This window comes from Photobacterium sp. Alg240-V54, from assembly GCF_900537155.1.
GTDB lineage: Bacteria > Pseudomonadota > Gammaproteobacteria > Enterobacterales > Vibrionaceae > Photobacterium.
In genome coordinates this window covers 1-12,242 of sequence record NZ_UNRL01000014.1, presented here as the reverse complement: position 1 = coordinate 12,242, position 12,242 = coordinate 1, and the positions used below count along the sequence as shown (strand labels likewise).

Genomic DNA, 12,242 nt, shown 5'->3' with positions numbered 1-12,242 from the left:
ATCCCTTACTTATCTTTTTTACACATTGGGAAGCCTAGTGCTTCACGTGATGCGTAGTAAGCTTCAGCGACTTGTTTGGTTACATTACGAATACGTAGAATGTAACGTTGACGCTCTGTCACTGAGATTGCTTTACGGGCATCAAGTAGGTTGAAAGCATGTGCTGCTTTCAAAATACGCTCGTAAGCCGGTAGTGGCAGTGGTTGCTCAAGGGCTAATAGCTTAAGTGATTCTTTCTCGCACTGGTCAAAGAAAGTAAATAGGAAATCAACATCAGCGTGTTCAAAGTTGTAAGTTGATTGCTCAACTTCGTTTTGATGGAAGATGTCACCGTAGGTTACTTTACCTAGTGGGCCATCTGTCCAAACTAAATCATAAACTGAGTCAACGTTTTGAATGTACATTGCTAGACGTTCAATACCGTAAGTGATCTCACCGGTAACCGGTTTACACTCAAGGCCGCCAACTTGTTGGAAGTAAGTGAACTGCGTTACTTCCATACCGTTAAGCCAAACTTCCCAGCCAAGACCCCAAGCACCCAAGGTTGGGTTTTCCCAGTTGTCTTCTACAAAACGGATGTCATGAACTTTGGTATCAACACCTAGTACTTCTAATGAGCCTAAGTACAGTTCCTGAATATTATCTGGAGACGGCTTAAGCATTACTTGGAACTGGTAGTAGTGCTGAAGACGGTTAGGGTTTTCACCGTAACGACCGTCAGTTGGACGGCGAGATGGTTGTACATACGCTGCTGCAATTGGTTCTGGACCTAGAGCTCGTAGACATGTCATTGGGTGCGAGGTGCCCGCGCCTACTTCCATGTCAAGAGGTTGCACAATAGTACAGCCTTGTTGGCCCCAGTAATCCTGCAGCGCGAGGATCATGCCCTGAAAGGTTTTAATATCGTATTTCTGCATTGTCAGCTTCGCGAGATTAGTGGATTAAATAGAGTAATTATCAGTATACCTTGCCTATCCATAGCCGAGTAGGGGAAGTGAGTGTTTTTTATCCATCTAAGACGAGATTAAATAAAATACCTTAATATAACGGTATCAATGGCGAGAGCTGCGAAGGTATTTGACATTATTTTGATGGCGTAAATACAATGGATGATTACAATAGCGTAAACAAATGACTCGTGGGTATAAATGTCCATTGAGCTTTATTCGATGTGCAATATGTATATCAATAACATAGGTATTTTAATTAAATGGCTCAAAATCAAGTGATGGCGTCAAAAACGTGGGTGAGAGCAGCAGTAATTTCTGTTGTTGCAGCAGTGACTCTTGCTGGTTGTTCAACGGTGAATCCTTACACGGGTGAATCACAAACAGCGAAAGGTTCTGGCGGTTCAATCATCGGTGCATTAGCAGGTGCTGCAATTGGTGTGGCTTCTTCAAGTAAACACGACCGTGGTAAAGGCGCACTGATTGGTGCTGCTGCTGGCGCTGCATTGGGTGGTGGTATTGGTTACTACATGGATGTTCAAGAAGCAAAACTACGTCAGCAGTTGGCATCTTCAGGCATCAGCGTGACACGTAATGGTAATAACATCATTTTAAATATGCCAAATGAAATTACGTTTGGTGTTGATCAGTCTTCATTAAATGGTCGTGCGATGGAAGCGTTACATAATGTAGCGTTAGTTGCTAAAGAGTACCCTAAAACCCAGCTTAACGTATTAGGTTTTACTGATAGCTCTGGTGCTGCTGCTTATAACCAGCGTCTATCACAAGTGCGTGCTGGTGAAGTAGGTAACTACCTTATTCGTCAAGGTGTGAATGTAAACCGTGTTGTTTCTCAAGGTCGTGGTGAAAATAGCCCGATTGCAACCAACAGTACTTCTCAAGGACGTGCCCAAAACCGTCGTGTAGAGATTATTCTTTCTCCACTGGGTTAATATTGTTGTATCAATAATATTATTATGTGTAATGACATATAAAAACCATGGGCTTAGGCGCATGGTTTTTTTTGTAAATGATAGTGGGAGTGCCGATTCGTTTCATGTGAAACTTAGGTGGTATTGGGAGTGTTACATCGCTTGAAATGACGAATATTAAGCCAAGAATTGTGATTTTGGTGTCAGATAGTCGCAGGGGGTCGTGCTAGGGTAAAGCAATATATTACTCAGTGATGCACGATATATAGGCGACTTGAGGTTGCCGTAGGAGGTTTGAATGACACGATTTTTAGCAATATCTCCCCAAAGTCAATGTTGGTTATTTCATATCGCATTAGTACTGAATATTATCGGAATGATGCTGACTGACATGTGGTTACCAATGGTCGTTGGAGCCATTATTACCGCCTATTTATCTGTCGATGCATGGGTTCGTTTGCGTTATGTGTTACCACTTAAAAAAGAGCTTCAGCAGTTACACCATCAACTTGATGAACTGCGTCAACAACAACATGATCAATAATAACAACAAGCAGCGCGATGAAACGCTGCTTGATGGTTGATTAATTCGTTGTGCCTTTTTGAATCAGAAACCGATAAGGCAGGGCTTCTGTTTCAGAGGCAAGTAGGGTGTGATCCATAAAGCGACAAAAACTCGGAATATCACGAGTGGTTGATGGATCATCAGCTACGACTAATAAGGTCTCATTGGCAGCCATTTTTCTGACAGTTTTACGCACCATCATTACTGGCTCTGGACAACGAAGCCCTTGAGCATCGAGGCTGTGGGTCGGATTTTCAAAAATTGCAGTCATAATTTACACGTATTATTGGAGACGTTGTGATCATACTGATGGATAAGAATTAATCAATAACGCTTGGCAAATCAAGATAAACTGTGTAACGTTATTAACAAGCTATTAACTTTCTTTCTAATGGATTAGGGGGATATTATGTTGACATCAATTGACCGAGTAATGATTTATGCCGTGTTGTGTATTATTTCATTCAGTACCATTATGCTTACCAGTCACCATTCGACAGGGTTATTTTCGATGGGCGGCTTACTGGCTGCGATTATCGGTTTGTGGGTTGAGCTTTCCAATAAAACACAATTAGAGCAACAAAAAAAACAGCCTTAATGTTGGCTTGTATTGCTGATGATGAAATGTTCCCGCTTTAAAAAGGCGGGATTTTTTTTATCTATCCCGCCATACTGGAGCCATATTGAATTCATTGTCAGCAGTAGAGATGTAAAACATGGAGCTTGAAGAAGTTTATCGTCGTGACTTAAATTTGCTGGTTGCGTTAAAAGTGTTGTTGGAAGAATGCAGCGTCAGTAAAGCCGCAGTAAGGCTAAACCTGAGTCAATCAGCAATGAGTCGAGTGCTGGGACGATTACGTGATTTACTCGGGGATCCTCTCTTTACTCGTCAAGGACAATCATTACTACCGACTCAACGGGCATTAGAATTAAATGCACAACTGAATGAGCCGTTAGAATCACTACGTATATTACTGACCCCAAGTGATTTTGAGCCAGCAGCTTGCGAACAAACATTTAAAATTGCTACTACCGATTATGCAATACAGACTATTTTGCCGTTTGCACTGCCGCGTATTTATCAAGAAGCGCCACATATTTCACTAGAGTTCAGTCCGTTACAACATGATAATTTGTTGTCACAGTTAACCACTGGTGGCTGTGATATGGCAATTTGTCGCCCAAGTGCAGATATGGAACCCTTATGCCATCAGCTTTTAGGGCAAGTGAGCGTGTTTTGTTTGGTGAGTAAAAATCATCCACTGGCCAATAAAACGCTTACCTTTCAGGATTACTTGTCTTACCCACATGCAATGATTGCGGTGAGCGATGGCGTTAAGGCATTAATTGATGAGCAATTACGAGGGCATCCTCAGCCGAAAATGGTGTTACGGGCTTATCATCTAGAAGCAGCATTGGCGATCATTGATCAAATGCCATTAATTATTACCGTCCCAGCAGACTTGGCCTATTTGGTGGCAGAGCGTTATCAGTTAATTGTGAAGCCATTACCGTTTGAGTTTAAGCCATTTGATTATTCATTATTATGGCATGCACGTTGTGAGCATTCAGCATCACAACTATGGTTACGTAATATTATAAAAGAAGAGTGTGGTCGACTGATTAACTCACGTGTTCATGATATTGGTTTATTGTAGCTAACAAAAAGGCCAGCACTTGGCTGACCTAAATCATTAACTAACAACGTTATTGAATAGTTATAGCTTGATCACGACACGACCTGTGATTTGACCATTAGTGATCGCTTCAGCACATTCTGCTACTTGCTCAAGCGATACTTCACGACATGCTTGCTCAAAGTAACTTGCAGGCAGCAATTCTGTTAGACGTTGCCATGCTTGTTGACGTTTTTCAAATGGGCACATTACAGAATCGATACCTTGTAAACGTACATTACGTAGAATGAAAGGCATTACCGTGGTTGGTAAATCAAAACCGCCAGCAAGACCACAGATAGCAACTGCGCCGTTGTAGTTAATTTGGCTCAGTACTTTGGCCAATACTTTGCTACCTACTGTATCAATCGCGCCAGCCCATAATTGCTTATCAAGTGGACGAGCAGGCTCTTCAAACACACTACGATCAATAATCGTGGTTGCGCCTAGTTGCTTCAGTAATGGACCGTTAGTTTCAGCGCGGCCTGTTACTGCAGCGACTTTATAACCTAGTTGTGCCAGTAATGTGACTGCAACTGAGCCAACACCACCACTTGCACCAGTAACCAGAATTTCGCCTGCATCAGGAGTTACACCGGCATCGACAATAGCCTGTACACATAACATCGCTGTGAGACCAGCAGTACCGACCATCATTGCTTGCTTACCGTCAAGATTGGTTGGTAATGGTACTAACCAATCTGCTTTTAGACGCGCTTTTTCAGCCATGCCACCCCAATGGCCTTCACCAACACCCCAGCCAGTAAGTACCACTTTATCGCCAACGTGATAGCGATCATCACTTGATTCAGCCACAGTACCAGTAAGGTCAACACCTGGAACCATTGGGAATTGACGCACAATACGACCTTTACCTGTAATTGCTAAGCCATCTTTGTAGTTTAATGAAGAGTAATCGACATCAATTAATACATCACCTTCAGGTAATTCAGATGTTGCCACTTGGCGAATAGTTGCTAGTGTTTTTTTATCTTCTTGTTCTAGTACTAGTGCTTTAAACATTGCAATACTCCGGAAAAAAATCATGATTAGCAATCAATATAAACTTGAGTGTAGACGGCTTATGTTGATCAAGAAAATGAAACTTACTCATTGTATCTATGTGTAAGTTGCATATCTTATAAGTCATCATGCCGCCAACCGCAATTCTCTTTATATTAAGAACAATATTCACTTATCTCAGTCAGAGTGAGTATCATTATTCTACGCGCTCAAAGATAGTCGCAATGCCTTGCCCTAAACCGATACACATGGTGGCTAACCCAAATTGAGCGTGTTTTTGTTCCATAAGGTTAATTAGCGTTGTTGAAATTCGAGCACCTGAACAGCCTAATGGATGCCCCAGCGCAATCGCACCGCCATTAAGATTGATTTTGTCATCAAGTTGGTCCATTAACCCCAATGCTTTAATGCATGGCAGTGTTTGAGCGGCAAAGGCTTCGTTGAGTTCGATAACACCAATATCATCGAGGTGTAATCCTGCCCGTTGTAATGCTTTTTGAGTGGCTGGCACAGGACCAAATCCCATCAGTGATGGCTCACAGCCCGCAATTGCCATGGCTTTAATACGCGCGCGAATCGGCAGTTCTAAGTTGCGTGCTTGTTGTTCATCCATTAATAACATTGCCGCCGCACCGTCAGATAATGCCGATGAGGTGCCTGCAGTAACGGTGCCATTAACGGGATCAAAGATAGGCCGTAATTGACTTAATCCGGCGACGGTTGTGTCAGGCCGAATAACCTCATCAGTAACATAGTTTGTTAAAACACCCTCGCTGTCATGGCCTTCTGTTGCAAATATTTCATTACTAAAGCGAGCTTCGGTTGTGGCAGCATAAGCACGTTGATGAGAACGAGCGCCAAATTGATCCTGAAGCTCACGACTAATCGCATATTTTTTGGCCAGCATTTCGGCGGTGAGTCCCATCATGGCTGCTGCTTTTGCCACGGTTTTAGACAGTTGAGGGTGAAAATCAACCCCATGATTCATAGGTACATGGCCCATGTGTTCAACGCCGCCAACCAAACAGCTTTGAGCATCCCCGACCATTATTGCACGAGTGGCATCATGCAGCGCTTGCATAGATGAACCACAAAGACGATTTACGGTCGTTGCGCCAACAGTACTCGGAATGCCTGCGAGTAAGGCTGCATTGCGGCCAATATTAAATCCTTGCTCTAACGTTTGTTGCACGCAGCCCCAATAAATATCTTCTAGATTATTCGAATCTAATTGAGGGTTACGACTCAGTAATCCTCGCATTAAATGTGCCGATAAATCTTCAGCACGAATATGGCGAAATGCGCCACCTTTTGAGCGCCCCATTGGAGTACGGATACAGTCAACAATCACAACGTTATTCATAATCAAACTCCTTAATGGTGGGCCATCGTGACCGCAGTTGGTGCGGGGTAGTAGCATTCATCGGCAGCGGCTTTTGCTCTTAATCCTGCGGGTACTTGATATAACGCACCGAGTGATTGGTAGCGTTCAGCTAATGCGACATAGTTGGCTAAACCTATCTGATCTAAGTAACGGAATACACCACCTCTAAAAGGAGGGAAGCCTAAACCGTAAACCAGAGCCATATCCGCCTCAGCAGGGGTGGCGATAATATTTTCTTCTAAACAACGTACTACTTCATTAATCATCGGGATCAGCATGCGGTCGATGACAACAGTGCTATCAAAGTCAGTAGGTGCTGCCGCTATGGGCTGGAGTAATGTTGCGGTTTGTGGATCAAATGTTTTTTGGGGTTTGCCTTTTTTATCCGTGCTGTAACTAAAAAATCCAGCCCCGGTTTTTTGGCCGAAACGCTGGTGTTGGTATAGCACATCAACGGCATCGGTATAGTGTTTTGCCATCCGTTGCGGAAAGCCTTGCGCCATGACTTTTTGAGCGTGGTGAGCGGTATCAATACCAACCACATCTAATAGATAAGCCGGCCCCATTGGCCAGCCAAAATCTTGCTCCATAATGGTATCAATTTGAACGTAATCACCGCCATCACGCAGTAACAAACTAAATGCAGCCAAATAAGGAAATAAAACGCGATTAACGAAAAATCCTGGGCAATCATTGACGACGATGGGTGTTTTTCCCATTTTGGCAGCGTAAGCCACCACACGATCAATGGTTTCATTGGCGGTATGTTGACCGCGAATGATCTCAACTAAGGGCATTTTGTGGACAGGATTAAAAAAGTGCATACCACAAAAATTTTGGGGGCGTTGTAATGCTTGAGCCAGTAAATTAATCGGAATGGTTGAAGTGTTTGATGTTAGTACAGTAGTAGTATCAACTTGCTGCTCAACTTCAGCCAATACCGTGGCTTTTATGGTTGGGTTTTCAATCACCGCTTCAATAACAATATCAACATGACAACTATCACTATAAGTTAATGTTGGCGTGATGGTGGCTAAGGTTGCTGCCATCTGTAAGCCATCGATACGGCCGCGAGTTAACTTTTTATTGAGTAACTTTGCTGCTTGCTCCATACCGAGTGTTAACGCGTCTGTTGCAATATCTTTCATTATTACGGGCACATGATGAGTCGCTGATTGGTAAGCAATACCTCCTCCCATAATGCCAGCGCCAAGTACCATTGCTTGTTGTGTTGCTGGCGCTGTTTTTATCGCTTGTTTAGCTTGGTTTTTGATGTATTGATCATTAAGGAAAATCCCCACCAATGCTTGAGCAATATCTGTTTTAGCAAGGGTAACAAAGTGTTTGTTTTCAATTGTAAGTGCTGATTCACGGTTACAACTTGCTGCTGTTTCTATGGCGGTTACTGCCGCCATTGGAGCAAGGTAATGTTTACCGGCAATGTTTGCTACCATCGCTTTAACCGTCGTAAAGCTCATTAAGGCTTCAGTAGTACTTAATCGTAAAGGGATTTGTTTTTGATGGCGACGTTGTTGCCAATCTAAATCACCCGTAATCGCTTGTTTGATCATCGTTAATGCTGCGGTTGGTAATATATCCGTCGCTACCACGGCATCGATTAAGCCTATTTTTAATGCCGCTGCTGCGGTTTTATCTTTACCGGCAGTGATTATTTCCATCGCACTGTCGGCCCCAATTAAACGTGGTAAACGTACAGTGCCTCCAAAGCCAGGCATGATACCAAGTTTGGTTTCTGGTAGCCCAATTCGCGCTTGGTGATCAGCAATTCTAAAATCAGTGGCAAGTACACATTCGCAACCACCACCAAGGGCATAACCATTAATGGCTGCAATGGTTGGGACTGGCAGGTCTTCTAATTTATTAAAGATAGTATTGGCGTGATGAAGCCACTTGGAAAGTTGATCGGCAGGCAGAGCAAACAAGCCTAGAAACTCAGTAATATCAGCACCAACAATAAAAGCGGCTTTGGTTGAGCGTAATATTACCCCCTTGAGCTTAGGTTGCTGATAAAGCGCATCAAGTGCCAAGTTAAAACTTTCAAGAGTAGCAAGGTCAAACTTATTGACCGGGGATGGCGCATCAAAAATAATTTCAGCAATGCCATCTTCGAGATAATCAACTGTGACTGTTTCACCGTGGTAAATCATGTTCTATCTCCATATATTCCATTTTATGACGGATTAGGTGTGATTTAACTGGTTTGACCTGTGTGGTAATATTTAGTCTGAACCGCAATCGGTACAAATTCAATAATTAATTTAAACATTTGTTTAACATTGTCGACTAGTGCATCATCTTTAATACAAAGACTGCTTTGGCAGCATGCGCAATGGTCAATAATGGAGATTACTTTGGTCGTGGTAGGAATATGTTATGCTGCCACTCTTTTTTTTGATGATGGGAGCGGTTTTATGTCAACTTCTGAGCCTTATTTAATCCCACTGCAAGCAGTCACTTTTGAAGAAGAAATAAAGAAAAGCCACTTTATAACCTATTTGGCACATACCGATTCAATTGATGCTGCAAAACAGTTTATTACTGAAATAAAGTCAGCTCACGCCTCTGCCAATCATCATTGCTGGGGATTTGTTGCTGGCAGACCCACAGATTCAATGTTGTGGGGCTTTAGTGATGATGGTGAGCCATCTGGTACTGCGGGTAAACCAATACTCGCACAATTAACCGGCAGTGGTGTCGGTGAATTGACGGCAGTCGTTGTGCGCTATTTCGGTGGTATTCATTTAGGGACTGGTGGGTTAGTTAAAGCCTATGGTGGTGGTGTGCAACGGGCATTAACGTTACTGACCACACAACAAAAGATCATCACCAGTGAGTTGTATTTATGTTGCGATTATAATCAAATTTCATTAGTTGAAGCCTTATTAGAGGAATATAACGCTACTCAACTTGAAGCTGATTATGGTCAACAAGTGCATATGCATTTAGCACTTGATAGTCGAATTGTGACCGAGTTTAGAACCAAATTAATTAATCGCAGTGGTGGACGGATCGTCGCAACAGCAACACCAGAGAGTTAACCACTATTTATTATGTATATTAAAATGAGGGCCGATTAAGGCCATGCAGTTTCGTTCAATTACTCGTATTGTTGGGCTATTGCTCGCTTTATTTAGTGTCACGATGTTAATTCCTGCACTGGTAGCGTTGATCTACCGTGATGGTGCAGGGTTTCCTTTTATGGTGACGTTCTTTTTATTATTAGCGGGAGGGTCATCACTATGGTTTCCTAACCGTTACCAAAAACATGAACTAAAAGCCCGTGATGGCTTTTTGATAGTAGTGTTATTTTGGGGGGTTATTGGCAGTGCAGGTGCGGTGCCTTTTCTATTATCTAAAAATCCTGACTTGTCGGTTGCTGACTCCTTTTTTGAATCATTTTCTGCACTAACGACAACCGGTGCAACAGTTATTGTTGGGCTTGATCATTTACCCAAAGCGATTTTATTTTACCGCCAGTTACTACAATGGTTTGGTGGCATGGGGATCATTGTTTTGGCTGTTGCGATATTACCGGTTTTAGGTGTCGGTGGTATGCAGCTTTACCGTGCCGAAACGCCAGGGCCTGTCAAAGACAGTAAGATGACACCGCGAATAGCAGAAACGGCTAAAACATTGTGGTACATCTACCTCGCGTTAACTATTGCTTGTGCATTAGCGTTTTGGCTTGCAGGTATGACAGGCTTTGATGCTATATCACACAGTTTCTCAACCATTGCGATAGGTGGCTTCTCAACCCATGATGCCAGTATTGGTTATTTTAATAGTCCGGCGATTAATATCATCACGGTCTGTTTCCTTTTAATCTCGGCTTGTAACTTCTCACTTCACTTTGCCGCGTTTGGTAATGGCAATATAAACCTTAAAACCTATTGGCGAGATCCTGAGTTTCGAGCGTTTTTTGTGGTGCAATTTATTTTATTTGCGATTTGTTTTGGAATGTTATTAAAGCATCACTCCTACGACAGTGCTTTTGACTCTTTTGATCAAGCATTATTCCAAACCGTATCGATATCAACCACTGCCGGGTTTACCACGACTGGTTTTTCAGACTGGCCATTATTTTTACCTGTGCTATTACTATTTTCCTCTTTTATAGGTGGCTGTGCTGGCTCGACGGGCGGTGGCATGAAAGTTATTCGTATGCTGTTACTTTCATTACAAGGGGTGCGAGAGTTAAAACGCTTGGTGCATCCACGTGCGGTGTACACCATTAAATTAGGTCGTAAAGCATTACCACAACGAGTTGTTGATGCTGTGTGGGGGTTCTTCTCGGCTTATGCGCTGGTGTTTGTGGTGTGTATGCTGGCATTGATAGCAACAGGTATTGATGAGTTAACTGCATTTTCTGCCGTGGCCGCGACACTTAATAATTTAGGCCCCGGGTTGGGAGAAGTTGCGGTGCATTTTGGCCAAATAAATGATTCAGCGAAATGGATCCTCATTATTGCTATGCTGTTCGGGCGTTTAGAAGTGTTTACATTATTAGTTTTATTTACACCGACCTTTTGGCGTAATTAAAGGAGCGATCATGGAAAAGGTATTATTACTGCATTCTAGTTGTGAAGGACAAACGATTAAAATCCTTAATCACATAGAGCAGAACCTAGGAGAGCAGTATCAATGTGATTATGCTGATATTCATCTAAAGCCAACAATTGATTTCAGTAGTTATGATCGCGTACTTATTGGTGCTTCTGTGCGTTATGGACATTTAAACAAAAAGCTCTATCAATTTATTGATAGTAACCATGAAAATCTTGAGCAAACAAAGGTCGCTTTTTTTTGCGTGAACTTAACCGCTCGTAAAGAAGGCAAAGATACGCCAGCAACGAGTGCTTATGTGAAGAAGTTTTTATTGAAATCACCATGGCACCCGAAAATGATGGCAGTGTTTGCTGGTGCGTTACGTTATCCACGGTATAACTTTTTTGATCGCACTATGATTAAGCTCATAATGAAGTTAACTGGCGGTGAAACGGATACTACCAAAGAAGTGGAATATACCGATTGGCAAAAAGTATCTAATTTTAGTCAGCAATTTAGAACGCTATAATTGGATTATTGAACGCTTTGTTTGCTTTTTGATCTAACGGGCCGTTTTTATTAATAAATTACATAAAGTAGTTGCGAAGACGGCAGTTGTCTTTATACTGCTGCTCTATCGAAACAGTGAGCGGCTTATAAATAAGGCGTTATGCTTCAATCGATTGGATAATGAGTCAGATGAAATAAATTTAAAAAAGTGGTTGACACTTTATGTTATTTCGCTAGAATGGCCGTCCACTTCAACGATAACGAATAAGCAGTTAAATGTTTAGTCTGTCGAAGAAGAATGTTCTTTAACAATTTGACCATGCAATCTGTGTGGGCACTCGTTGAATAGTTAAGTCGAAAGATTTATCAATGAACTGAGTGACCAATACAAATAACTACGGTTATTTGGCACAGTCAATTCATTATCGTTCTGTTGGAACGATAATAGCTTTAAAATTACTAAGGTAGTTTTGAAGTCAGTATTCATTGAGCCGTCTCGAAAGAGACAACAAAACTTTAATTGAAGAGTTTGATCATGGCTCAGATTGAACGCTGGCGGCAGGCCTAACACATGCAAGTCGAGCGGTAACAGATTGATAGCTTGCTATCAATGCTGACGAGCGGCGGACGGGTGAGTAA

Annotated in this window: 12 protein-coding genes and 1 rRNA gene; 8 read left to right on the top strand and 5 right to left on the bottom strand. The window is 42.3% G+C overall.

From position 1 onward, the window contains the following. Nucleotides 1-5: 5 nt before the first annotated feature. Complete coding sequence (gene glyQ / locus G6R09_RS19035) at nt 6-917, bottom strand: glycine--tRNA ligase subunit alpha (RefSeq protein WP_036789134.1); 912 nt, start codon at nt 915-917, stop codon at nt 6-8. 293 nt (nt 918-1,210) lie between these two features. Between glyQ and G6R09_RS19030 the strand changes: the two genes are divergently transcribed. Together G6R09_RS19030 and G6R09_RS19025 are read left to right on the top strand one after the other, a co-directional pair. Further along, nucleotides 1,211-1,900 carry an OmpA family protein gene (locus G6R09_RS19030; RefSeq protein ID WP_065167741.1) on the top strand — a complete coding sequence of 230 codons (690 nt, stop codon included), beginning with the start codon at nt 1,211-1,213 and terminating at the stop codon, nt 1,898-1,900. Nucleotides 1,901-2,177: 277 nt separating this feature from the next. Continuing rightward, a complete protein-coding gene (locus G6R09_RS19025) occupies nt 2,178-2,423 on the top strand; it encodes a hypothetical protein (RefSeq protein WP_065167742.1) in 246 nt (81 codons plus the stop codon). 40 nt (nt 2,424-2,463) lie between these two features. Here the strand turns inward: G6R09_RS19025 and tusA are convergent, their stop codons facing one another. Next, a complete protein-coding gene (tusA, locus tag G6R09_RS19020) occupies nt 2,464-2,715 on the bottom strand; it encodes a sulfurtransferase TusA (RefSeq protein ID WP_065167743.1) in 252 nt (83 codons plus the stop codon). Nucleotides 2,716-2,853: 138 nt separating this feature from the next. Between tusA and G6R09_RS19015 the strand changes: the two genes are divergently transcribed. Together G6R09_RS19015 and G6R09_RS19010 are read left to right on the top strand one after the other, a co-directional pair. After that, entirely contained in the window at nt 2,854-3,042 is a 189-nt protein-coding gene (locus G6R09_RS19015) for a hypothetical protein (protein ID WP_065167744.1), read from the top strand. A gap of 118 nt (nt 3,043-3,160) precedes the next feature. Continuing rightward, the gene (locus tag G6R09_RS19010) at nt 3,161-4,102 is read left to right on the top strand and encodes a LysR family transcriptional regulator (protein WP_163924038.1); all 942 of its coding nucleotides are present in this window, start codon (nt 3,161-3,163) and stop codon (nt 4,100-4,102) included. Nucleotides 4,103-4,162: 60 nt separating this feature from the next. Here G6R09_RS19010 and G6R09_RS19005 read toward each other — a convergent pair whose 3' ends face one another. The 3 genes from G6R09_RS19005 to fadB form a co-directional block, all read right to left on the bottom strand. Continuing rightward, nucleotides 4,163-5,143, bottom strand: coding sequence for an MDR family oxidoreductase (locus G6R09_RS19005; RefSeq protein ID WP_065167746.1), 981 nt, complete (start codon nt 5,141-5,143; stop codon nt 4,163-4,165). Nucleotides 5,144-5,339: 196 nt separating this feature from the next. Continuing rightward, nucleotides 5,340-6,506, bottom strand: a complete 1,167-nt coding sequence (fadA, locus tag G6R09_RS19000; RefSeq protein ID WP_163924037.1) for an acetyl-CoA C-acyltransferase FadA — start codon at nt 6,504-6,506, stop codon at nt 5,340-5,342. A gap of 11 nt (nt 6,507-6,517) precedes the next feature. Further along, nucleotides 6,518-8,695, bottom strand: a complete 2,178-nt coding sequence (gene fadB / locus G6R09_RS18995) for a fatty acid oxidation complex subunit alpha FadB (protein ID WP_163924036.1) — start codon at nt 8,693-8,695, stop codon at nt 6,518-6,520. A gap of 264 nt (nt 8,696-8,959) precedes the next feature. Between fadB and G6R09_RS18990 the strand changes: the two genes are divergently transcribed. The 4 genes from G6R09_RS18990 to G6R09_RS18975 all read left to right on the top strand — a co-directional run. Continuing rightward, on the top strand, nt 8,960-9,586 hold the full coding sequence (locus G6R09_RS18990) for a YigZ family protein (protein ID WP_065167751.1): 627 nt from the start codon (nt 8,960-8,962) through the stop codon (nt 9,584-9,586). Between the two features lie 43 nt (nt 9,587-9,629). After that, a complete protein-coding gene (locus tag G6R09_RS18985; protein ID WP_163924035.1) occupies nt 9,630-11,087 on the top strand; it encodes a TrkH family potassium uptake protein in 1,458 nt (485 codons plus the stop codon). 10 nt (nt 11,088-11,097) lie between these two features. Next, the gene (hemG, locus tag G6R09_RS18980) at nt 11,098-11,622 is read left to right on the top strand and encodes a menaquinone-dependent protoporphyrinogen IX dehydrogenase (RefSeq protein WP_163924034.1); all 525 of its coding nucleotides are present in this window, start codon (nt 11,098-11,100) and stop codon (nt 11,620-11,622) included. Nucleotides 11,623-12,120: 498 nt separating this feature from the next. Then, a 16S ribosomal RNA gene (locus tag G6R09_RS18975) occupies nt 12,121-12,242 on the top strand; the annotation flags it as partial.

Coding starts and splice junctions, on each gene's coding strand:
- G6R09_RS19025 (WP_065167742.1), top strand. CDS start 2,178: ATGACACGATTTTTAGCAATATCTCCCCAAAGTCAATGTTGGTTATTT.
- G6R09_RS19005 (WP_065167746.1), bottom strand. CDS start 5,143: ATGTTTAAAGCACTAGTACTAGAACAAGAAGATAAAAAAACACTAGCA.
- G6R09_RS19010 (WP_163924038.1), top strand. CDS start 3,161: ATGGAGCTTGAAGAAGTTTATCGTCGTGACTTAAATTTGCTGGTTGCG.
- fadB (WP_163924036.1), bottom strand. CDS start 8,695: ATGATTTACCACGGTGAAACAGTCACAGTTGATTATCTCGAAGATGGC.
- fadA (WP_163924037.1), bottom strand. CDS start 6,506: ATGAATAACGTTGTGATTGTTGACTGTATCCGTACTCCAATGGGGCGC.
- glyQ (WP_036789134.1), bottom strand. CDS start 917: ATGCAGAAATACGATATTAAAACCTTTCAGGGCATGATCCTCGCGCTG.
- G6R09_RS19030 (WP_065167741.1), top strand. CDS start 1,211: ATGGCTCAAAATCAAGTGATGGCGTCAAAAACGTGGGTGAGAGCAGCA.
- tusA (WP_065167743.1), bottom strand. CDS start 2,715: ATGACTGCAATTTTTGAAAATCCGACCCACAGCCTCGATGCTCAAGGG.
- G6R09_RS18990 (WP_065167751.1), top strand. CDS start 8,960: ATGTCAACTTCTGAGCCTTATTTAATCCCACTGCAAGCAGTCACTTTT.
- G6R09_RS19015 (WP_065167744.1), top strand. CDS start 2,854: ATGTTGACATCAATTGACCGAGTAATGATTTATGCCGTGTTGTGTATT.
- hemG (WP_163924034.1), top strand. CDS start 11,098: ATGGAAAAGGTATTATTACTGCATTCTAGTTGTGAAGGACAAACGATT.
- G6R09_RS18985 (WP_163924035.1), top strand. CDS start 9,630: ATGCAGTTTCGTTCAATTACTCGTATTGTTGGGCTATTGCTCGCTTTA.